Genomic DNA, 22,614 nt, shown 5'->3' on the forward strand with positions numbered 1-22,614 from the left:
GCTCGTGAGCCCCGCAATTCCCGGTTATCAGGCCCCCAGCGTCACCGTCAGCTCGAAACTGCCGAAAGGCGCGACCGACGCCGTGCTGATCGTTCCCGTTGTCAGCGGTGACGATTCGCCGTCCGTCCTGGCCGGCGAGCCGTATCTGGGCGGGGACGCGATCGGTGAGATCGAGTCGGGGCTGCGTGCGATCGGCGCGTCGGGCGGCGAAGGTCAGCTCAACCGGCTGGTGATCGGGTCGCTGCCGGTGGCGAGCGTATTGGCGGTCGGGCTGGGCGCACCGCGCGACGAGTGGCCCGCCGACAAGATCCGGCGGGCGGCGGGCGTGGCCGCGCGGTCGTTGGACAAGACCGAATCCGTCGTGACGACGCTGTCGGTGGTCGATCTCGGCGCGGCCGTCGAGGGGCTGATCCTCGGCGCTTACCGGTTCACCGATTTCCGCAGCGAGAAGACCGCGCCCAAGGACGCCGGCCTGAAGTCGATCACGGTGCTCGCGGCCGACACCAAGGGCCGGACCAAGGCAGAAGCCGCACGTGGGGCGGCGATCGCGGCCGCGGTGGCCACTGCCCGCGATCTGGTCAACACGCCGCCGAGCCACTTGTTCCCCGACGAATTCGCCAAGCGGGCAAAGGCTTTGGGCGAAGAGGCCGGTCTCGAAGTCGAGGTGCTCGACGATAAGGCGCTCACCAAGGCGGGTTACGGCGGCGTGGTCGGTGTGGGCAAGGGCTCGTCACGGCCGCCTCGGCTGGTGCGCCTGGCATATCGCGGCGCCAAACGCGGCGGCAAGACGGTGGCGCTCGTCGGCAAGGGCATCACGTTCGACACGGGCGGCATTTCGATCAAGCCGGCGGCCAACATGCACCACATGACCTCCGACATGGGCGGTGCGGCCGCCGTCATCGCCACCGTCGTACTGGCGGCCAAGCAGAAATTGCCGATCGACGTGATCGCGACCGTGCCGATGGCGGAGAACATGCCGTCCTCGACCGCACAGCGTCCCGGCGACGTGCTGACCCAGTACGGCGGCATCACCGTCGAGGTGCTCAACACCGACGCCGAGGGACGGTTGATCCTGGCCGACGCGATCGTGCGGGCCTGCGAGGACAATCCCGACTATCTGATCGAAACCTCGACGTTGACAGGCGCCCAGACGGTGGCTCTCGGTGCACGCACACCCGGCGTCATGGGCAGCGACGAGTTCCGCGACCGGGTTGCGAAGCTGTCGCAGGACGCCGGCGAGAACGGCTGGCCGATGCCGCTGCCCGAGGAGCTCAAGGACGACCTCAAGTCGACGGTGGCGGACCTGGCCAACGTCAGCGGCTCCCGCTACGCCGGGATGCTCGTGGCCGGCACCTATTTGCGCGAGTTCGTCGCGGACGGAGTGCAGTGGGCGCATATCGACATCGCCGGGCCCGCCTACAACACCGGCGGCCCATGGGGTTACACCGGCAAGGGCGGTACAGGCGTGCCGACCCGCACGATGTTCGCGGTGCTCGAGGATGTCGTCGCGAACGGCTAGCTACATCACGCTGGCGCGCGCGGAACTGCGCATCGCCTGCGGCAGCAGGTGCGCGACGCCGTAGACGAAATACGCCTCCGGCGCCACGGGCCGGATGGGCTTGTTCTTCTTGACGGCCGACACGATCGCCTTGGCCACCTTGTCGGGCCCGTATCTGCGTGCGGCGAAAGCCTTTTCAAGCTGCGCGCGACGCGCCTCCACTTTGGCTTGCATTGCGACAGGAACGTCGAATCTCGTGGTGTGCACGATGTTCGTGTTGATCACGCCGGGACACACAGTTGTGAGCCCAACCCCGGCGCGGTCGAGTTCGGCGCGCAGGCAGTCGCCGAACATGAACACCGCGGCCTTGCTGGTGGAGTACGCATTCATCGACTGCTGCGGCGAGTAGGCGGCCATCGACGAAATGTTGACGATGTGCCCGCCGGTGCCACGGTCGACGAGTCGGCGGCCAAACGACCTGCAGCAGTTGACGACTCCGCCGAAGTTGATCGCGAGGACGCGGTCGAACTCTTCGCGCGGGGTGTCGAGGAACAGCCCTGCGTGGCCGACACCTGCGTTGTTGACCACAATGTCGGGCACGCCGTGGGCGACACTGATCTGCTCGGCGAACTGCTCGACGGCGTCGGCGTCGGCGACGTCCAGCCGGTAGGCGTGCGCGACTCCGCCGCGTGCGGTGATCTGCGCAGCGGTCTCCTTGGCGACGGCCTCATCGATGTCACTGACAACCACCTCTGCGCCCTCACGCGCAAACGCCAGCGCGGTCTCACGGCCGATGCCGCTGCCCGCGCCGGTGACGGAAACCAATGTGTCACCGAAGTATTCACGCGGACGGCCGACCTGCGCCCGCAGCAGCGCACGCGTCGGCGGCTCGCCCTCGAGGAAGTCGACGAGTTCGGTGACCGATGCGGCAAGCACGTGAGGATGCGACATCGGTGACCAGTGGCCCGCTTTGATGTTGCGACGCCACAACCGCGGCACCCATTTGGAGGTGTCGTCGTAGACGTACGGCCGCACATACGGGTCGTTGGTGTTGACGATGACCTGCACCGGCACGTCGACGTAGTGGTCGGTGCGCGCACTGGTCATGGTGCGCAGGTAGTTGGCGCCGTACACCTTCATGCTGTTGGCGGCGTCGATGGCGAAGGTGTCCGAATGATGGATCCTGTCGGCCGGTATGCCGTCGCGCGACCTCAGCATGCGATCCATCAGCCCAGCGCCGAACGCGGCGCGGACCAGAACACGCGGCAGCAGCGGTATCGAGAAGAAACCCATGTAGGTGAAGCGCAGCAGCTGGCTCAGCCCGCGCAGGAACAATCGCGGGCGATATGGCCGCTTGAGGTTTTCGATGATGTAGCGGTTGATGTGGTCGCCACTGGGGCCGGACACCGAGGTGAACGAGGCGATTCGATCGCGGGCGCTTGGCCGCGCCAGGTATTCCCACATCCCCGCCGATCCCCAGTCATGAGCGAGCACATGAACCCGCTCCCCTGGCGCTACCGCATCCACCACGGCGGCGAAGTCGTCGGCGTAACGGCCCATCGTGTACTCCGAAACCGCTTTGGGCACAGACGATTTGCCAACCCCCCGGTTGTCATAGCGCACGATCCTGAACCGGTCGGCCAGCAGCGGCACCACACCGTCCCACAGCACATGCGAATCGGGCCAGCCGTGGACCAGTATCAACGTGGGCCCGTCGGGATTGCCCTCCTCGTAGACCGCGATCCGGACATCGTCACCCGCGTCCACGAAATGCTGCGTTGCCATCGCATACCCTCCACACAATTTAGTGGGACCGCAGGTACCGTATCAGCGCTCCTCGAGCTCCTCGCGGATGGCGCGTTGCCGTTCGATACGACGGCGGGCGTCGTAGTCGCGCATCCGTTGCGGGTAGCCCACCTTCTGCACGTCGTAGACCGGGATGTTGAGGCGCTCCGACAGCCGCCGGGCGCCGGCATCGCCGCCGGCGCGGCGCCGGGTCCATTCGCCGTCGGCGGCAACCAGCACCACCGTGACGTCGGTGACGGTGGTCTTGGGTTCGACGAACGCTTCCACGCCCGTGCGTTGCGCGATCCACTGGCGCAGATAGCGCAGATCCGCTGCCGGATCGTGGCCGTCGGAACCTGCGCCGCCGCGGCCACGGAACCTGTCGAACAGTCCCACCTCGGCCCTACTCCTTTCCGGCTCTACCTCCTTCGATAGTGCCAGAGCCGCGAGACCTCAGGTCTGCGACGAACAGTCGGTCCGGACGTGACAGGATGGAACCGACATTCGACCACCTGCGCCTGATCGTTCGAGGGAGCCCACGCACATGGCCATCTCCGTCCAGATGCCCGCACTCGGTGAGAGCGTCACAGAGGGGACTGTCACCCGCTGGCTCAAGCAAGAGGGCGACACGGTGGAGCAGGACGAGCCATTACTCGAAGTCTCCACCGACAAGGTCGATACCGAGATCCCCTCGCCGGCCGCGGGGGTGTTGCAGAAGATCGTCGCCCAGGAGGACGACACGGTTGAGGTCGGCGGCGAACTCGCAGTGATCGGCGACGCTGGTGAATCCGACGGCGAGCAGCCGGCCAAAGAGGAGCCCGCCGCCGAAGAGAAGCCGGCCGAAGAAGAGAAGCCCGCCGAGGAACCGTCCGCTCAACCCGAACCGGCTTCCGAAGAAGAGGAGCAGCCGGAGCCGGAGACCGAATCCCAGCCTGCCGCACAGTCCTCCGGTTCAGGCGAGGCCACGTCGGTGAAAATGCCCGAGCTGGGTGAGTCGGTCACGGAGGGCACCGTGACCCGGTGGCTGAAGAAGGTCGGCGACAAGGTGGAGGTGGACGAGCCGTTGGTCGAGGTGTCCACCGACAAGGTCGATACCGAGATCCCGTCGCCGGTGGCCGGCACTCTGCTGTCCATCACCGCCGAGGAGGACGACACCGTCGCAGTGGGAGGCGAACTCGCCAAGATCGGCGACGAGGGTGCGGCCCCGGCCGAAGAGCCGCAACCCAAGCCCGAACCGAAACCCGAACCCAAACAAGAAGCGCCCGAAGAAGAAGCGAAACCGGAACCGAAGGCAGAGCCCAAGCCCGAGCCGAAGCCAGAACCCAAGCAAGAGGCAAAGCCTGAGCCCAAGCCGGAGCCGAAGCAAGCCCCCGAACCATCGCCGACGTCGGCCGAAGCCGGTCCATATGTGACCCCACTGGTGCGAAAGCTTGCCGCCGAGAACGACATTGACCTGGCGTCGGTGAAAGGCACCGGTGTCGGGGGCCGCATCCGCAAGCAGGACGTGCTGGCCGCAGCGGAGGCCAAGAAGGCACCTCCGACGCCGGAGCCCTCGAAGGAGGCACCGGCCAAGGCGCCCGCCGCGGCAGCGCCGACGCCCGCTCCCGGCCTGGCGCATCTACGGGGCACCACCCAGAAGGCCAGCCGAATCCGGCAGATCACCGCGAAGAAGACACGCGAATCCCTGCAGGCCACAGCGCAATTGACGCAAACCCACGAGGTCGACATGACCAAGATCGTGGCGCTGCGGGCCAAGGCGAAGACATCGTTCGCCGAACGCGAAGGCGTCAACCTGACGTACCTGCCGTTCATCGCCCGCGCGGTGATCGACGCGCTGAAGATCCATCCGAACGTCAACGCCAGCTACAACGAGGAAACCAAGGAGATCACCTACTACGACGCCGAGCACCTCGGCGTCGCGGTCGACACCGAACAGGGTCTGCTGTCGCCGGTGATCCACAACGCTGGTGATCTGTCGCTTGGCGGTCTGGCTCGCGCGATCGCCGACATCGCAGCGCGGGCCAGGTCCGGTGACCTCAAGCCGGACGAACTGTCCGGCGGCACGTTCACGATCACCAACATCGGTAGCCAGGGAGCGCTGTTCGACACCCCGATCCTCGTTCCGCCACAGGCGGCGATGCTCGGCACGGGCGCGATCGTGAAGCGGCCCCGGGTAATCGTCGACGAGAACGGCAACGAGTCGATTGGTATCAGGTCGGTCAGCTATCTGCCGCTGACCTACGACCACCGGCTGATCGATGGTGCCGACGCCGGCCGCTTCTTGACCACGATCAAGCGTCGTCTCGAAGAAGGCGCGTTCGAGGCAGATCTGGGACTGTAGAGGAGTGGCCAACCCGGTCGTCGCAATTGCCGGTTCGTCCGGTCTGATCGGCTCGGCGTTGGTGTACGCGTTGCGGGCCACCGACCGCAAGGTGCTCCGCATCGTGCGCCGCGCGCCGTCCAATGCCGACGAGGTGTTCTGGAATCCCGACACCGGCGAGTTCGATGCGTCGACGTTGCGTGGAGTCGATGCTGTTGTGAATCTTTGCGGCGTCAACGTGGGCGAGAAGCGCTGGTCGGGCGCGTTCAAGCAGAGCCTGCGGGACAGCCGTATCGGACCGACCGAGGTGTTGTCGGCCGCGGTGGTCGAGGCCGGGGTGCCGGCGCTGATCAACGCCAGCGCGGTCGGCTATTACGGCGACACCCGCGGCCGCACCACCGACGAGACCGCGCCGCCTGGCGAGGGCTTTCTCCCGCAGCTGTGCCAGGACTGGGAGGCCGCGACGGCCCCCGCCCGGTTGGACGGGGCCCGGGTGGTGCTGGTGCGCACCGGGCTGGTGCTCGCGCCCGCGGGCGGCATCCTGTCCCGCATCAAGCCACTGTTCTCGTTGGGCCTCGGCGCACGGCTGGGCAACGGCCGCCAGTACATGCCGTGGATCAGCATCGAGGACGAGGTCCGCGCGTTGCTGTTCGCGATTTCGCACGACGAACTGTCGGGCCCGGTCAACCTGACCGGGCCCGCACCGGTGACGAACGCCGAGTTCACCGCCGCGCTCGGCCGTGCCGTGAACCGGCCGACTCCGTTGATGGTCCCCGGTTTCGCGCTGCGCACGCTGTTTGGCGAGTTCGCCGACGAGGGCCTGCTCGGCGGACAGCGCGCCATTCCGGCGGCCTTGGAGCGCGCGGGTTTCACCTTCCACCACAACACCATCGGCGAGGCGCTGGCGTTCGCGACCGCTAAGAACGTTTCATGACTGGGGTCCCCGCGCAGCTGGGGAGTAGCGTTTTGCCTATGGCGGCATCCATCCGGTCGGCCACCTCGCCCGTCGAGGTACGGCGGCTCGGCACCGTCGACTATCAGGCGGCCTGGAAGCTTCAGCGTGAGCTGGCAGACGCGCGGGTCGCCAGCGGACCCGACACCCTCCTCCTACTCGAGCACCCCTCCGTGTACACCGCCGGCCGTCGCACACTTCCGCAGGAGCGTCCCGTCGACGACACCCCGGTCGTCGACACCGATCGCGGCGGCAAGATCACCTGGCACGGGCCCGGACAGCTGGTCGGCTATCCGATCATCGGTCTGGCTGAACCGTTGGATGTGGTGAATTTCGTTCGCCGCCTTGAGGAATCAATGATCAAGGTGTGCGCGCAGTTGGGGCTCGAGGTGGGACGCGTCGAGGGCCGCTCCGGCGTCTGGGTGCCCTCCGATGGTGTGCGCCCGGCGCGCAAGGTCGGCGCCATCGGCATCCGGGTGTCCCGCGCTACGACGCTGCACGGGTTCGCTCTCAACTGCGACTGCGACCTGAGCGCGTTCTCCGCAATCGTGCCGTGCGGGATTGCGGACGCAGGCGTGACATCGTTGACCGCCGAACTAGGCCGCCGCGTCGGCGTGCAGGACGTCACGACGCAAGTGGCCGAAGCCGTGTGTGACGCGCTCGACGGCCGCCTATCAGTAGCATTGACATAGTGACAGTCACTCCGGAAGGTCGCAAACTCCTGCGTCTCGAGGTGCGCAACGCCGAGACGCCGATCGAGCGCAAGCCGCCGTGGATCAAGACCCGAGCCAAGATGGGCCCGGAGTACAAGGAACTCAAAGCGCTGGTGCGCCGCGAAGGTCTGCACACCGTGTGCGAAGAGGCCGGTTGCCCCAACATCTTCGAATGCTGGGAAGACCGCGAGGCGACGTTCCTGATCGGCGGTGAACAGTGCACCCGTCGCTGTGACTTCTGCCAGATAGACACCGGTAAGCCAACCGAGCTCGACCGTGACGAACCGAGGCGCGTCGCCGAGAGCGTCCAGGCCATGGGGCTGCGCTACTCGACCGTCACGGGGGTGGCCCGCGACGACCTGCCCGACGGCGGCGCGTGGCTGTACGCCGAAACCGTGCGCGCCATCCGCCGGCTCAACCCGAACACCGGTGTCGAGTTGCTGATACCGGACTTCAACGGCGAACCGGCGTTGCTTGAGCAGGTTTTCGAATCGCGGCCAGAAGTGTTGGCCCACAACGTCGAAACCGTGCCACGCATCTTCAAGCGGATCCGCCCCGCGTTCCGCTACGACCGCAGCCTTGCGGTGCTGACCGCCGCCCGTGAATCCGGACTCGTCACCAAGAGCAACCTGATCCTGGGTATGGGTGAGACGCCCGACGAGGTGCGCACGGCGCTGACGGATCTGCATGACGCCGGCTGCGACATCGTCACGATCACGCAGTATCTGCGGCCGTCGGTGCGGCATCACCCGGTGGAGCGGTGGGTCAAGCCCGAAGAGTTCGTCGAACACGAGCAGTTCGCCTTGGCGCTTGGCTTCGCCGGGGTGCTCGCCGGGCCGCTGGTCCGATCCTCGTATCGCGCGGGCAGGCTGTACGCCAAGGCCGTCGCGTCTCGTCCGGCCGTATCCTGACGTAATGGCGAAATCCAGCAATCCTGCACAGGCGAAGGCCGCCAAGGCCGAGGCCAAGGCGGCGCGCAAGGCGGCCTCCAAGCAGCGGCGCAGCCAGCTGTGGCAGGCGTTTCAGATACAGCGCAAAGAGGACAAGCGGCTGCTGCCTTACATGATCGGCGCGTTCGTGCTGATCGTGGCGGCGTCGGTGGTCTTCGGGACCGTCGCCGGCGGCTTCACCGGTTGGATGATGATCCCGCTGGGCGTCGTGCTCGGCGCCCTCGTGGCGTTCGTCATCTTCGGCCGCCGCGCGCAGAAGTCCGTCTACCGCAAGGCCGAGGGCCAGACCGGAGCAGCGGCTTGGGCGCTGGACAACATGCGCGGCAAGTGGCGCGTCACTCCTGGCGTGGCCGCGACCGGCCACTTCGACGCGGTCCACCGGGTGATCGGCCGACCGGGTGTGATCCTGGTCGGCGAAGGGTCGCCGACACGCGTCAAACCGCTGCTGGCTCAGGAGAAGAAGCGCACCGCCCGCCTGGTCGGCGACATCCCGATCTACGACATCGTGGTCGGCAACGGCGAGGGCGAAATTCCGCTGGCCAAGCTGGAACGCCATATGACGAAGCTGCCCGCCAACATCACGGCCAAGCAGATGGATTCGTTGGAGTCGCGGCTCGCCGCGCTGGGCACCAAGGTCGGCCCGGCCGCGATGCCGAAGGGCCCGCTGCCGACGCAGGCCAAGATGCGCGGCGTGCAACGCACTGTGCGCAGGCGCTAGCGTCTGACGACCGCGGTGTTGGTTACCCGATCCTGCAGCCCACGCAGGTCGCGGTCGGTGATCAACGGCGGAATGACGATAGCGATCAGCACTCCTCGCGCGAGTGCCCGGCCGAAGCCAACGTGCAAGCGGCCGTCGACGGGCACCACCATCAGGCCCAGTGCAAGCTGGCCGGGGGTGAATCCGAACAACCGCACCGACACCGCACCCAACACGAACCAGATCACCAGCACGGCGGTGGACAGCGTCGAGATCGACACCAAGCCGAACGACATCGCCAACGCAGCGAGCCCGTAGGCGATCAGCCAGTCGACAAACAGGGCGGCGATGCGACGTCCCATCCGGGCCAGTGATCGCGGGCCTGTCTGCGGCAAACCGAGCCGCTGGCCCGGATAGTCATTGGGTGCTTGGTCCGGGCTGTCAGAGCCCGGTTCGGGACCCGACAACCAGGACCCAATCGAGCGGACCATACTGTCAGGATAAGCGGGGCCTTTTCGGCCCCGACTGCCGCCGCTGCAGCTAGATTGCGTAACTTCGGCGCAACATGCGGTTGACGACGGTGCAACATCGTGTCCATAGCGTCAACCCGCGGGTTTACCAGATATAAGGAGAGTACTTACGTGGCAGAAAAGACCGCCGACGACATCATCAAGCAGATAAAGGACGAAGACGTTCAATACGTCGACATCCGGTTCTGCGATCTGCCCGGTGTCGTCCAGCACTTCTCGGTCCCGGCTTCGGTGTTCGACGAGAGCGTCTTTGAAGACGGGCTGGCGTTCGACGGCTCGTCGGTGCGCGGCTTCCAGTCGATCCACGAGTCCGACATGATGCTGCTGCCCGATCCCGACACGGCGCGCATCGACCCGTTCCGCGAAGCCAAGACGCTGAACCTCAACTTCTTCGTGCACGACCCGTTCACTCGCGAGGCGTACTCCCGCGATCCGCGTAACGTGGCCCGCAAGGCGGAGAACTATCTGGCCAGCACCGGCATCGCCGACACTGCTTACTTCGGCGCCGAGGCCGAGTTCTACATCTTCGACTCGGTGTCCTTCGACTCGCGGATGAACGGCACCTTCTACGAGATCGACTCGGAGTCCGGCTGGTGGAACACCGGCGAACCGGTCGAGTCCGACGGCAGCGCCAACCGCGGCTACAAGGTCCGCCCCAAGGGCGGTTACTTCCCCGTCGCACCGTACGACCACTACGTCGACCTGCGCGACCAGATGTGCACCAACCTGCAGAACGCAGGCTTCGTGCTGGAGCGCGGTCACCACGAGGTGGGCACCGCGGGGCAGGCCGAGATCAACTACAAGTTCAACACGCTGCTGCACGCCGCCGATGACTTGCTGCTGTTCAAGTACATCATCAAGAACACCGCGTGGCAGGCGGGCAAGACGGTGACGTTCATGCCCAAGCCGCTGTTCGGCGACAACGGCTCCGGCATGCACTGTCACCAGTCGCTGTGGAAGGACGGCAGCCCGCTGTTCCACGACGAGTCCGGCTACGCGGGCCTGTCCGATACGGCGCGGCACTACATCGGCGGCATCCTGCACCACGCCCCGTCGCTGCTGGCGTTCACCAACCCGACGGTGAACTCCTACAAGCGTCTGGTGCCGGGCTACGAGGCGCCGATCAACCTGGTGTACAGCCAGCGCAACCGTTCCGCGTGTGTGCGTATCCCGATCACCGGCAACAACCCGAAGGCCAAGCGCCTCGAGTTCCGTTGCCCGGACAGCTCGGGCAACCCGTACCTGGCGTTCGCGGCGATGATGATGGCCGGCCTGGACGGCATCAAGAAGAAGATCGAGCCGCAGGCCCCGGTCGACAAGGACCTCTACGAGTTGCCGCCGGACGAGGCCGCCAACATTCCGCAGGCGCCCACGTCGCTCTCGGCGGTGATCGACCGTCTCGAGGAGGACCACGAATACCTCACGGAGGGTGGCGTTTTCACCGAGGACCTGGTCGAGACCTGGATCAGTTACAAGCGGGAGAACGAGATTCTGCCCGTGCAGATCCGTCCGCACCCGTACGAGGTCGCGCTGTACTACGACGTTTAATTCATACGTCGGACAACGCGGGGCGAGGATTCCCTTCGCCCCGCGTTGTTGTTTCGTCGTAAAGTCGGCCCATGACGACCCTGGACGCTCGACTCAACACGTACTCCCCCGCCGTTCTGAGCCTGTTCCGTGCCGTATTCGGTTTCTTCTTCGTAGTTTTCGGCACGTCGAAGCTGTTCGACTGGCCGATCGCTTTTCACGTTCCGACCGGTAGTTGGCCGGTGTGGTACGCCGGCGTGATCGAGCTGGTTACCGGTCTGCTGATCATGGTGGGACTGTTCACGCGCATAGCGGCGTTCATCGCGTCTGGCCATATGGCCGTCGCCTACTTCTGGCAGCACCAGCCGCATGGGCTCTGGCCGATCGTCGGCCCTGAGATGGGTGGCAATGGCGGCCTGCAGGCGATCCTGTTCTGCTTCGCCTTCTTCCTGCTGGTGTTCACCGGACCAGGCGCATACTCGCTCGACACCACGCTCCGCCGCCGCAGGCGCCGCTGATCCGCGACCTCCGCGGTCTGTGACCCGACCCCCGTCGCTGAAGGCCCGGGTGGCAAATCGGTTTACCTGATATGCGTCGACGCCAGCTATTCCGATTGCCATCGGGGGGCCTCTGCGGTCATGCACTGAGCCAATAGCGGCGTGTTCGAGACGCTTCTCTGTTGGTGGAATCGCAATTCGATTCGGCGCCAAGGGAAGTCACGACGATGCAGTCGGCCCCGGAGTTAAGGGGCGACTTCAAGAGCCGGTTGTCGATCGACGGTTGCCGCGACAGCATCAGCGTTGCGCCAAATCGACAGCACCTAGTTGCGAAGGGAAACAAACGCTGCGTCGCTGATACTCGCATTAGCCACGGTGCAGATGGTCGCCGGCACGACCTCCGTGAATCAATATCGACGCCGCGGACGACCCACCCCGTCTGACCCATGACCAGGTTTTTTCGGGCGAATGTCGTCGACCCGGACAACGACAGCGGGACGTGGACGGCGACGCAACCGTGCGTGGTGCCGTTCACCGATTCGCGGTCCGGAAGATGCCGTCTACCACGTGACCATCACGGCCAAGGATGGGCACAGCGCGGCAGTCACCAAGACCGTCCGGCTGACCTCGACCCAAAAAGTTGCCGCCAGCAAACCTCGGGGGATCGAGTTAAGCAAACCTTAGGGTTTCACCCGATATCTTTTTAACAACTCGGGAAATAAGCTGAGTTATGCATTGCCGCCGGGGAGGCGGATCGGGGAGGCACGACAATGGGGTATGCGCGTCACGTCGGACGGGTGGGAGCACTAGCGGTTGCGTTAGGAGTCGGTGCGGCGATCGCGTCGAATCCAGCGACAGCCTTCGCCGACACGACGGATTCCACTTCCTCGTCGGGTACGACAACGTCGGGGACGACAACGTCGACGGGGTCAACGACCACGGGGTCAACGACCACGGGGTCAACGACGACGGGGTCAACGACGAACCCCTCCGGTTCGACGCCGGTCGCCGGCACAGACAGCACGGGCACCACTACACCGTCCACTGATGAGGCCACGGACCCTTCGGCCGAGCCGACGCCGTCACCCACACCGACGACCGGAACGCGCACGACAACCCATAAGTCTTCGCGGTCGGCCGACCATCAGCGAGCATCCGACCTAGGTCCAGGTGGCGGGCGTTCGGACCAGTCAGAACGCAAGACCACTACAACCCCCCGTGCGACCGACCGGTCTGCAGGAGGAGCTTCGGATTCGGATAGGCCTTCGCGCGACAATCGCTCGACGGCGGCTGCTCATACGCCGGCTGCGGATGCCTCGGCTGACTCCTCGTCCGCGACCAGCTCGGTCACCGTGTCCAAGAATGTCGTGACCACACCGGCAGTGGCGGCGATCAAGACCGCTGAGACTCCGGCGACTGTGGCAAGGCCGCTGAACGTCGCGCAGATGATTGCGGGCCTGTTCGGTTGGACCGCGGTGAATCCATTCGCTTCGGATTCGCCGTCAACGCCTGCCGCGCCCGCATCGATGCTTGAACTCGCATGGGCAGCGTCGCGCCGCAATAGCTTGGTCACGAATGACACCACGGCGGCTCGCACCGCCGGTGTGACCACCACCAGCCAGACACTCTCCACGACCCAGACGTTCAGCACGCTCGCCGTCGCCGCCAACAGCGACCCGCAGGTGCAGTCGGTCACCGTCGGGACGCCTGGCGCGACCGATGGCGTGGTGCAGGGGTCAGTGAATGCGACTGATGCTGACGGAGATTCGTTGTCGTACTCGGTGACCACCACCCCGTCAAAGGGTTCGGTGTCGATGACCGGCAATCAGTTCACGTATACGCCGACGTATGCCGCGCGCCATGCCGCAGCGGCCACCACCGCCACCGCTGCTGATAAACAAGACTCGTTTACGGTCACCGTCTCTGACGGGCATGGCGGACAAACCACTACCGCGGTCACCGTGTCGCTGGTGTCGACGCCGGCGCCGGTGGTGGGCTCGACCACGGTGGGGTCTGCGCCGATGGGGGTGGTGTTCAGCCCTGATGGCTCCCGCGCCTATGTGGCCAACTTCGGGTCCAACACCGTTTCGGTGATCAACACCGCCACCAACACCGCCACTGCCACTATCACCGTGGGCGTCCAACCCATTGACGTGGCCGCCGCCCCCGATGGCTCCCGCGCTTATGTGGCCAACTACGGGTCCAACACCGTTTCGGTGATCAACACCGCCACCAACACCGTCACCGGCACCATCACCGTGGGCACCAACCCCGAAAGGGTCACCCTCAACGCCGCCGGCACCCGGTTGTATGTCACCAACACCGGCGCCAACACCGTCTCGGTCATCGACACCGCCACCAACACCGTCACCGCCACCGTGAACGTAGGCGTCGCCCCGGTAGGGGTGGCCATCAGCACCGACGGCACCCGCCTTTACATCGCCAACTACGGCTCTAACACCGTCAGCGTCCTCAACACCACCACCAACACCGTCGCCGCCACCTTCACCACCGGCACCGTCGCACCCATCGCGATCACCGCCAGCCCCGACGGCACCCGCCTTTACATCGCCAACTACCGCTCTAACACCGTCACCGTGGTCAACACCACCACCAACGCCACCACCGCCACCATCTCGGTGCCGGCCCTGCCCTACCGACTGGCCCTCACCCCCGACGGCGCGCGCCTGTTCGTCACCAGCCTCGGCACCGGCGCCGGCACCGGCACCGTCACCGTGCTCGACACCACCACCAACACCACCATCGCCGCCCTGCCCAACAACACCTACAGCTGGGGTGCCGCGGTGGCACCCAATGGCACCTACACCTACCTCACCAACACCAACACCAACACCGTCACCAAAGTCGCCAACACCTCCACCGCCAACCAAAACCCCACCGCCACAACAACCGTGGGCACCCCCAACGCCACCACCGGAGTCGTCCTCGGCACCGTCAACGGCACTGACCCCGACGGCGACACACTGACCTACGCCGTCAGCACCCCCGCCGGCAAAGGGTCCATCACCATGACCAGCCCCGGCCAGTTCACGTATACGCCGACGTATGCCGCGCGCCATGCCGCAGCGGCCACCACCGCCACCGCTGCTGATAAACAAGACTCGTTTACGGTCACCGTCTCTGACGGGCATGGCGGACAAACCACTACCGCGGTCACCGTGTCGCTGGTGTCGACGCCGGCGCCGGTGGTGGGCTCGACCACGGTGGGGTCTGCGCCGATGGGGGTGGTGTTCAGCCCTGATGGCTCCCGCGCCTATGTGGCCAACTTCGGGTCCAACACCGTTTCGGTGATCAACACCGCCACCAACACCGCCACTGCCACTATCACCGTGGGCGTCCAACCCATTGACGTGGCCGCCGCCCCCGATGGCTCCCGCGCTTATGTGGCCAACTACGGGTCCAACACCGTTTCGGTGATCAACACCGCCACCAACACCGTCACCGGCACCATCACCGTGGGCACCAACCCCGAAAGGGTCACCCTCAACGCCGCCGGCACCCGGTTGTATGTCACCAACACCGGCGCCAACACCGTCTCGGTCATCGACACCGCCACCAACACCGTCACCGCCACCGTGAACGTAGGCGTCGCCCCGGTAGGGGTGGCCATCAGCACCGACGGCACCCGCCTTTACATCGCCAACTACGGCTCTAACACCGTCAGCGTCCTCAACACCACCACCAACACCGTCGCCGCCACCTTCACCACCGGCACCGTCGCACCCATCGCGATCACCGCCAGCCCCGACGGCACCCGCCTTTACATCGCCAACTACCGCTCTAACACCGTCACCGTGGTCAACACCACCACCAACGCCACCACCGCCACCATCTCGGTGCCGGCCCTGCCCTACCGACTGGCCCTCACCCCCGACGGCGCGCGCCTGTTCGTCACCAGCCTCGGCACCGGCGCCGGCACCGGCACCGTCACCGTGCTCGACACCACCACCAACACCACCATCGCCGCCCTGCCCAACAACACCTACAGCTGGGGTGCCGCGGTGGCACCCAATGGCACCTACACCTACCTCACCAACACCAACACCAACACCGTCACCAAAGTCGCCAACACCTCCACCGCCAACCAAAACCCCACCGCCACAACAACCGTGGGCACCCCCAACGCCACCACCGGAGTCGTCCTCGGCACCGTCAACGGCACTGACCCCGACGGCGACACACTGATCTACGCTGGCTCAGCCCTCACCAGCAAGGGATCCGTCAGCGTCAACGCCGACGGGTCTTTCGCTTACACTCCAACGGCCACCGCCCGCCACAACGCCTCGGCCACCAACGCCACCGCCGCCGACAAACAAGACACCTTCACCGTCGCCATGAACGACGGCCACGGCGGCATCGTTTCTGTCCCGGTGACGGTCACCATCAGCCCCACCAACACCGCACCGACAGGTGCGACGTCCAACGTGGGTTCGCCGAACCCCACCACCGGCGTCGTCACCGGCACCGTCACCGCCACCGACGCTGACAGCGACACCCTGACTTACGGCGGTTCGACAACCACCACCAAGGGCTCCGTCACCGTCAACTCCAACGGCACCTTCACCTACACCCCGACCGCCGCCGCGCGCCACGCCGCTTCGGCCACCACTGCCACCGCCGCCGACAAACAAGACAGCTTCACCGTCACCGTCAACGACGGCCACGGCGGACAGACCACCACCGCGGTGACCGTGACGATCTCGCCTAAGAACTCCGCGCCGACCGCGACGACCACTGTGGGCACACCCAACGCCAACAGCGGTGTCGTCAACGGCAGCGTCAACGGCACCGATGCCGACGCCGACACGCTGACCTACAGCGGCTCCACGACCACAACCAAGGGCAGCGTGACCGTCAACTCCAACGGCACCTTCACCTACACGCCGACCGCCACCGCCCGCCACAACGCAGCGGCCACCAACGCCACCGCGGCCGACAAACAAGACACCTTCACCGTCGCCATCAACGACGGGCACGGCGGCACGACCAATGTCCCCGTCACCGTGACTATCGGCCCCGCCAACAACGCACCGACGGGGACGGCCCTTGCGGGCATACCCGACGGCACGACCGGAGTCGTCACCGGCACGGTGTTCGCCGTCGACCTCGACTTCGATCCGCTGACCTACACCGGCAGCACCACAACAAAGGGAACGGTGAGCGTCAACTCCAGCGGCGCATTCACCTACACCCCGACGGCCGCCGCGCGGCACGCCGCAGCAGCCGATACCGCTACGGCCGCTGACAAACAGGACACCTTCAACATCACCGTCAGCGACGGGCACGGCGGAACGCTCGCCATCCCGGTCACCGTGACGATCGTCCCCAAGAACATCGCACCAACCATTCCCAACCAGACCGTCGAAGTTCATACCCCGATAACAGGAACCGGGTATTACGACGTGGTCGGCACCGACGCCGACGCCGACACCCTGACCTACACAGTGGCGACACAACCCGCACATGGAACCATCTTTAATTCCGGCGGCGGCCTTCTCACCTATACCCCGAATACCGCCTACTACTCCGGGATGACCTCGGGGACCGACACATTCACTATCACGGTGAACGACGGCCACGGCGGCACCGTCAGCCAAATGCTCACCTACAACTGGTCTCCCCTGACGACTCCGACCAACACGATCAACACGTCGAATACGACGGTCGGGTTCGCCGATTCGGGCCTGTACTTCATGTCGCAGGCCGACATCAACAAGACGCTCGACCAGATGCAGGCCATGGGCGTCAACAACGTCCGGATCATGATCCCGTGGGCCGGCGTCGAGGCTTCGAAAGACGTCTACACCTGGACCAATGTCGACAACGTCGTCAACGCCGCCTACGCGCGCCACATGGGTGTGCTTGGGATCCTGAACTCGACACCGGACTGGGCCGCTACGCCCGGTCAGCCGGCGTACGCGGGTGCGCCGACCGACGTCGCGCAATACGCTGAGTTCGCCGGCTTGGTGGCCGCACGCTACGCGGGCAAGGTCACGGCCTACGAGATCTACAACGAGCCCAACACCTCCGCTTTCTGGGCGCCGACACCAGATGCGGCCGCTTATACCGCGGTGCTGAAGGCGGGCTACACGGCCATCAAGGCCGCCGATCCGAACGCGACTGTGCTTGGCGGAGTGCTCATTTCGATCGCAACCTGGCCACCTTATTACGTCAATCCGGTGGACTATCTGCAGCAGATGTACGACGCCGGTGCGGCGGGGTATTTCGATGCACTGTCCTTCCACCCGTACCACTACACGCTGCCGTTCTCCCAGGGTGGGCCCTACGGCAATTTGTCGCCGATCAATCAGATGGCACTGATGCACGACATCATGGTCGCCAACGGCGACGGCAACAAGCTGATCTGGTCGACTGAGTACGGCGAACCCACAGCGGTAGCCAGCGAGGCGACCCAGTCCGCCTACATCCAGGACTACCTGAACAGCTGGAGCCAGATCCCATATGCGGGACCGTCCTTCATCTATACGACACGCGACACCTCCACCAACAGCGGATGGGTCGACTACACCTTCGGTGTGCTGCGCGACGACTGGACCCTGAAGCAGTCCGCATACAGCATGGCGCTGTGGGCCGCCACGAACCCACAGTTGGCGTCGGTCACAGTCCTCGCGTGAGAGTCAGCCGTCGAGCGCGAGATCCTTACGGAATTTGCGCATACCGTCGATCTTCTCGGCTGTGGTCGACTCGGCGCCCGTGTAGAACATCCACGGCATCGTCAGAATGTGGGTGATGTCCGCGGCCTCGGCACGCTCGTAGTCCGGGATCGTAAGCGCGTCGGTGAGCGGCGTCAGGATGGTGAAATCGTCCATCGACAAACCGTTTTCGGCCCTCAACTCGCGTAACCGCTGCGCTGCTGCGATGGCCCGGTCGGTGGTGATCAGGTCACCGATCCAGCCGTCGTTGCGCGCCGCCCGCTTCAGCGCGATCTCGCTCAACCCGCCGACGTAGATCGGGATGTGCGGTGGCGTCGGCTCCATCTCCAGCCGGGGGGTCTGGTAGAACTCGCCGTCGAACTCGGTCCAGCCGGGCTGCCAGAGCGCACGGATCAGTTCGAGCATTTCGTCGGTGCGCTTGCCGCGACGATCGAACCGCTGACCCATCAGCGTGAACTCTTCTTCACACCACCCGACGCCGATGCCGAACTCCACCCGTCCGCCCGCTAGATAGGCGGCCGTCCCAACGGCTTTGGCGACCGAGTACGGATCCCGCATGCCGGGGATGTACACCGTCGTCACGAAATGCAGGTGGGTCGTGGCCTGCGCGAGCGCGCCGACCAGCACCCACGGATCGGGCCAATCAGTGAATGGCTGCCACCGGCGCTGGCCGTCCTTGGTGTAGGGATACGGCGTCGCCAGCGTCTCCAGGTTGACGACATGGTCGGGAATTCCAAGTCCGTCGTAGCCCAGATCATCGGCGGCTTTGGCTATTTCGAGGATCTCTCGGGTTTCGAGAAACGCCGGACTGATGTAGTACTTCATCCCGCGTCCCGCGCCCACGTCGGTTGGATGAACACGCCTTCGGCTTCGACGGTGGTGCCGTTGGCATCGCTGAGGTAGCCCCGCGCGAACGTCTTTACACCTTCGATACGTTCGATGAAGGCCTCGGCGCGCAGCGGCCCGAGCGGTGTTCCCCGCAGATAGCGAAGCGTGATGGTGCCGGTGAACTTCGGCTTGGTCAGCCCGTCGCTGGCCGCCTCACCGAGTATGTGGTCGAGCACCAGCGCGCAGATCCCGCCATGCACCCAACCCGGCGGGCCCTCGTATGCGCCGCTCAAATTGAACTCACTCCACGCTCGCCCATCCTCGTCATGATGGATGACCATCGGCGGCGCGATCGCATTGCGCAGCCCGACAGCGGGATTCGCCCAAGCCAATGGACGGCCAGTGGCCTCATGGCGCAACGTCGTCGTGACAGTGCGCCGCTTACTCGCCAGCATCGCTGTCACCGCTTCGATCGCTTCCCGTGCGTCGTGGGCGGTCGCTTCGTCGACGTCTGTGTGGATGCCCGCATCAATGAGCTTGCGGATCGAATCGGTCAGCGGCTCGTAGAGCACACGCTGGCGCTCGTACTCCTCTGAGCTGATCACGTCGAAACCGAAGTCCATGCTCACGCGCCAAACACCTTTCGTACCACCGCTTTTGCCCGGCGGGTCACCCGCAGGTAGTTATCCAGAAACTCTCCGCCGTCGTCGCTGCCCCAACCCGCCGCCAGTGCAACCGCATTGAGTTGACGGCCGGGACCCGGAAGCTGGTCGGTCGGCTTGCCGCGCACCAGCACCAGCGCATTGCGCGCGCGCGTGGCGGTCAGCCACGCCTGGCGCAGCAGTTCCACGTCGCCCTCGGCGATCAGCTCCGCGGCACCGATCGCGTCGAGGGTCTGCAGGGTCGAAGTGTTGTGCAGCGCAGGCACTTTGTGGGCATGTCGCAACTGAATCAGCTGCACCGTCCACTCGATGTCGGCCAGGCCGCCGCGGCCCAGTTTGGTATGCGTATTCGGGTCCGCACCTCGGGGCAACCGCTCGGCGTCGACGCGGGCCTTGATGCGCCTGATCTCCTGAACAGCTTCTGCCGAAAACCCACCGGGCGGGTAACGCGTCTTGTCGACCATCAACAAGAACCGCTCCCCCAGATCCTGATCACCGGCCACCCGGTGTGCCCTCAGCAGCGCCTGAATCTCCCACGGCTGGGCCCATTGCGCGTAATACGCCTCATATGACGCCAGGGTGCGCACCAGCGGTCCGTTACGCCCCTCGGGCCGCAGGCCGGCGTCGACCTCCAATGGCGGGTCGGCACTTGGCGTGCCGAGCAGGGCGCGGACCTGTTCGGCGATGCTCACCGACCACCGCACCGCGACGGATTCGTCGACACCGTCTTCGGGTTCGCAGACGAACATCACGTCGGCGTCGGAGCCGTAACCGAGTTCGCTGCCTCCGAGGCGTCCCATCCCGATCACCGCGATGCGGGCAGGCGCACCCTTGTCGGATGTGTTGGCGCGAATCACTGCCTCCAGCGCGGCCTGCAAAACGGCCACCCATACCGACGTCAGCGCTCCGCACACGTCGGTCACCTCGAGCATGCCGAGCAGATCCGCGGACGCGACCCGAGCCAGCTCGCGCCGGCGCAATGTGCGTGCTGCCGCAATGGCCCGCACCGGATCGGCGTGCCGCGCCGCCGACGCGACCAACGCCCCCGCCACCGATTCGGGATCGACGTCGCACAGTTTGGGCCCCTCCGGGCCGTCTGCGTACAGCTGGATCACTTCGGGAGCGCGCATCAGTAGCTCGGGCACGTATGCCGACGTGCCGAGTACCTGCATCAACCGCTTGGCGACCGCGCCCTCGTCGCGAAGCGTGGACAGATACCAGCGATGGTCGGCTAGCGCTTCGCTGATTCGCCGGTACGCCAGCAGGCCGGTGTCCGGATCGGGTGTGTCGGAAAGCCAGTCCAGCAGTGTGGGCAGCAGCACCCTCTGCACGCGTCCGCGTCGACCGCTATGGCCAGTGAGTGCGGCGAGGTGAGTCAGCGCGCTCTGCGGCCCCTCATATCCCAGCGCGGCGAGCTGTCGTTCGGCGGCATCCGGCGTCATTCCCTCCGAAATACCAACTGCCCCAACTGATTCCAACAACGGCTGATAGAAGAGCTTGGCGTGCAAGCGAGATACGCGCAGGCTTTGGCGCTTGAGCTCCTCGCGCAGCACACCCAACGCGTCGTGCTGACCGTCGGGGCGCATATGCGCGGCGCGGGCCAGCCAGCGCAGCGACTCGTCGTCGTCTGTCGCGGGCAGCATGTGAGTGCGCTTGAGCCGCTGCAGCTGCAGGCGGTGTTCGAGAAGCCGCAAGAACTCATACGATGCGGTCATGTTCGCGGCGTCGTCGCGGCCGATGTAGCCGCCCTCGCCGAGCGCGGCCAGCGCATCGACCGTCGACGCGACATGCAGCGACTCGTCGTTGCGTCCGTGCACCAACTGCAATAGCTGCACGGCGAATTCGACGTCGCGTAAGCCGCCGGTGCCCAGCTTGATCTCGCGGGCACGCTCACCCGCCGGCACCAGCTCCTCGACGCGCCGGCGCATGGCCTGCACCTCGGGCACGAAATCCTCACGCTCGCTGGCAGTCCACACCATCGGCATCAGCGCGGCGATGTACGCACGACCGAGTTCGGCATCGCCCGCCGCGGGCCGCGCCTTCATCAGCGCCTGAAATTCCCATGTCTTGGCCCATCGCTGGTAGTAGGCGATGTGCGAGTCGAGTGTGCGCACCAGCTGGCCGTGCTTGCCTTCCGGTCGCAGCGCCGCATCCACTTCGAAAAAGGCGTCCCCGGCGAACCGCATCATCTCGCCGGCCACCCTCGTGGCGATCGCGTCGGCGGTATCGGCGACGAAGATGACGTCGACGTCGCTGACGTAGTTCAGTTCCCGGGCACCGCATTTACCCATCGCGATGACGGCGATCCGCGGGCACGTACCGTCGTCGCCGCATACGCTGCGCGTCGCGATATTCAGTGCGGCGCCCAGAGCGGCGTCCGCTACGTCGGACAAATGCTCGCCGACCGTCTTGAAGGGCAGCACCGGTTCGTTCTCGACCGTCGGCGCCAGGTCGAGTCCGGCGAGCACCAGCAGACGATCGCGATGAAGTGTGCGCAGCGGCAACAGCGCGGCCTTTGCGTCCGTTGCCTTTTCGGCCGCCTCGACGAACTCGACGCGCAGTTCCTCCGCGGACGGCAGCGTCACATGACCCGCGAGCAGGTGCCACGACTGCGGGTGTGCGACAAGCTGATCCCCCAGCGCCAGCGACGAACCGAGCACGCCGAAAAGCCGGCCCCTCAGAGCGCGGTCCTTGAGCAAGCGCGCATTGAGTTCGCGCCAATCGTCTGCGGCGTCTGCCAGTCTCACCATCGCCTGCAGGGCAGTGTCGGCGTCGGGCGCCCGCGACAGTGACCACAGCAGCTCGACGTGGGCGTCGGTGTTCCAGCCCAGCCGGTCGAGATACGCCTGGGCCTGGGGTTCGACCAGCCCGAGCCGGCCTACGCTTGGCAGCTTCGGACGCTGCGTCGCAGGTTTGGCCACGCAGCCACGGTAGCGCAGCCGCTATTGCACGACCGCGCG

At 65.7% G+C, this 22,614-nt stretch carries 17 protein-coding genes; 9 read left to right on the forward strand and 8 right to left on the reverse strand.

The annotated features are described in order from the left end of the window. Positions 1-4: 4 nt before the first annotated feature. Entirely contained in the window at positions 5-1,519 is a 1,515-nt protein-coding gene (locus ACWW36_RS26290; protein ID WP_456138865.1) for a leucyl aminopeptidase, read from the forward strand. Here ACWW36_RS26290 and ACWW36_RS26295 read toward each other — a convergent pair whose 3' ends face one another. Both ACWW36_RS26295 and ACWW36_RS26300 read right to left on the reverse strand, forming a co-directional pair. After that, positions 1,520-3,283, reverse strand: a complete 1,764-nt coding sequence (locus tag ACWW36_RS26295; RefSeq protein ID WP_456138866.1) for an SDR family oxidoreductase — start codon at positions 3,281-3,283, stop codon at positions 1,520-1,522. A gap of 42 nt (positions 3,284-3,325) precedes the next feature. Then, positions 3,326-3,679, reverse strand: coding sequence for an oxidoreductase (locus tag ACWW36_RS26300; RefSeq protein WP_456138867.1), 354 nt, complete (start codon positions 3,677-3,679; stop codon positions 3,326-3,328). A gap of 148 nt (positions 3,680-3,827) precedes the next feature. Between ACWW36_RS26300 and sucB the strand changes: the two genes are divergently transcribed. Genes sucB through ACWW36_RS26325 form a run of 5 tightly spaced genes read left to right on the forward strand, consistent with a single transcriptional unit; the run spans position 3,828 to position 8,936 of the window. Next, positions 3,828-5,624 (forward strand): 2-oxoglutarate dehydrogenase, E2 component, dihydrolipoamide succinyltransferase, encoded by a 1,797-nt coding sequence (sucB, locus tag ACWW36_RS26305; protein WP_456138868.1) that lies wholly within the window; start codon positions 3,828-3,830, stop codon positions 5,622-5,624. Between the two features lie 4 nt (positions 5,625-5,628). Next, positions 5,629-6,537, forward strand: a complete 909-nt coding sequence (locus ACWW36_RS26310) for a TIGR01777 family oxidoreductase (protein WP_456138869.1) — start codon at positions 5,629-5,631, stop codon at positions 6,535-6,537. A gap of 38 nt (positions 6,538-6,575) precedes the next feature. Continuing rightward, positions 6,576-7,247, forward strand: a complete 672-nt coding sequence (lipB, locus tag ACWW36_RS26315; protein WP_456138870.1) for a lipoyl(octanoyl) transferase LipB — start codon at positions 6,576-6,578, stop codon at positions 7,245-7,247. After that, positions 7,247-8,179, forward strand: a complete 933-nt coding sequence (gene lipA / locus ACWW36_RS26320; RefSeq protein WP_456138871.1) for a lipoyl synthase — start codon at positions 7,247-7,249, stop codon at positions 8,177-8,179. Before lipB ends, lipA begins: the two co-directional genes overlap by 1 nt. 4 nt (positions 8,180-8,183) lie before the next feature. Beyond that, positions 8,184-8,936, forward strand: coding sequence for a DUF4191 domain-containing protein (locus ACWW36_RS26325; RefSeq protein ID WP_456138872.1), 753 nt, complete (start codon positions 8,184-8,186; stop codon positions 8,934-8,936). Here the strand turns inward: ACWW36_RS26325 and ACWW36_RS26330 are convergent. After that, positions 8,933-9,406 (reverse strand): RDD family protein, encoded by a 474-nt coding sequence (locus tag ACWW36_RS26330; protein ID WP_456138873.1) that lies wholly within the window; start codon positions 9,404-9,406, stop codon positions 8,933-8,935. The genes ACWW36_RS26325 and ACWW36_RS26330 overlap by 4 nt on opposite strands. 150 nt (positions 9,407-9,556) lie before the next feature. On the opposite strand from ACWW36_RS26330, the gene glnA reads away from it, so the two are divergent. Both glnA and ACWW36_RS26340 read left to right on the forward strand, forming a co-directional pair. Beyond that, positions 9,557-10,993: a type I glutamate--ammonia ligase gene (gene glnA, locus ACWW36_RS26335; protein ID WP_456138874.1), complete on the forward strand. Its 1,437-nt coding sequence runs from the start codon at positions 9,557-9,559 to the stop codon at positions 10,991-10,993. Between the two features lie 71 nt (positions 10,994-11,064). Next, the gene (locus ACWW36_RS26340; protein ID WP_456138875.1) at positions 11,065-11,490 is read left to right on the forward strand and encodes a DoxX family protein; all 426 of its coding nucleotides are present in this window, start codon (positions 11,065-11,067) and stop codon (positions 11,488-11,490) included. Positions 11,491-12,253: 763 nt separating this feature from the next. On the opposite strand, the gene ACWW36_RS26345 is transcribed toward ACWW36_RS26340, so the two are convergent. Then, positions 12,254-12,580 carry a hypothetical protein gene (locus ACWW36_RS26345; RefSeq protein ID WP_456138876.1) on the reverse strand — a complete coding sequence of 109 codons (327 nt, stop codon included), beginning with the start codon at positions 12,578-12,580 and terminating at the stop codon, positions 12,254-12,256. Positions 12,581-12,763: 183 nt separating this feature from the next. Continuing rightward, positions 12,764-13,102, reverse strand: coding sequence for a hypothetical protein (locus ACWW36_RS26350; RefSeq protein ID WP_456138877.1), 339 nt, complete (start codon positions 13,100-13,102; stop codon positions 12,764-12,766). Between ACWW36_RS26350 and ACWW36_RS26355 the strand changes: the two genes are divergently transcribed. Further along, a complete protein-coding gene (locus ACWW36_RS26355) occupies positions 13,074-18,125 on the forward strand; it encodes an Ig-like domain-containing protein (RefSeq protein WP_456138878.1) in 5,052 nt (1,683 codons plus the stop codon). The genes ACWW36_RS26350 and ACWW36_RS26355 overlap by 29 nt on opposite strands. 3 nt (positions 18,126-18,128) lie before the next feature. On the opposite strand, the gene ACWW36_RS26360 is transcribed toward ACWW36_RS26355, so the two are convergent. From ACWW36_RS26360 to ACWW36_RS26370, 3 genes are read right to left on the reverse strand one after another with little or no spacing between them, the layout of a single operon-like run. After that, positions 18,129-18,989, reverse strand: a complete 861-nt coding sequence (locus ACWW36_RS26360) for a TIGR03619 family F420-dependent LLM class oxidoreductase (RefSeq protein ID WP_456138879.1) — start codon at positions 18,987-18,989, stop codon at positions 18,129-18,131. Then, complete coding sequence (locus ACWW36_RS26365; protein ID WP_456142634.1) at positions 18,986-19,615, reverse strand: PaaI family thioesterase; 630 nt, start codon at positions 19,613-19,615, stop codon at positions 18,986-18,988. The genes ACWW36_RS26360 and ACWW36_RS26365 overlap by 4 nt, the downstream gene beginning before the upstream one ends. 2 nt (positions 19,616-19,617) lie before the next feature. Continuing rightward, positions 19,618-22,575: a bifunctional [glutamine synthetase] adenylyltransferase/[glutamine synthetase]-adenylyl-L-tyrosine phosphorylase gene (locus ACWW36_RS26370; RefSeq protein ID WP_456138880.1), complete on the reverse strand. Its 2,958-nt coding sequence runs from the start codon at positions 22,573-22,575 to the stop codon at positions 19,618-19,620. Positions 22,576-22,614: the final 39 nt, after the last annotated feature.

Source organism: Mycobacterium sp. MMS18-G62 (assembly GCF_053877835.1).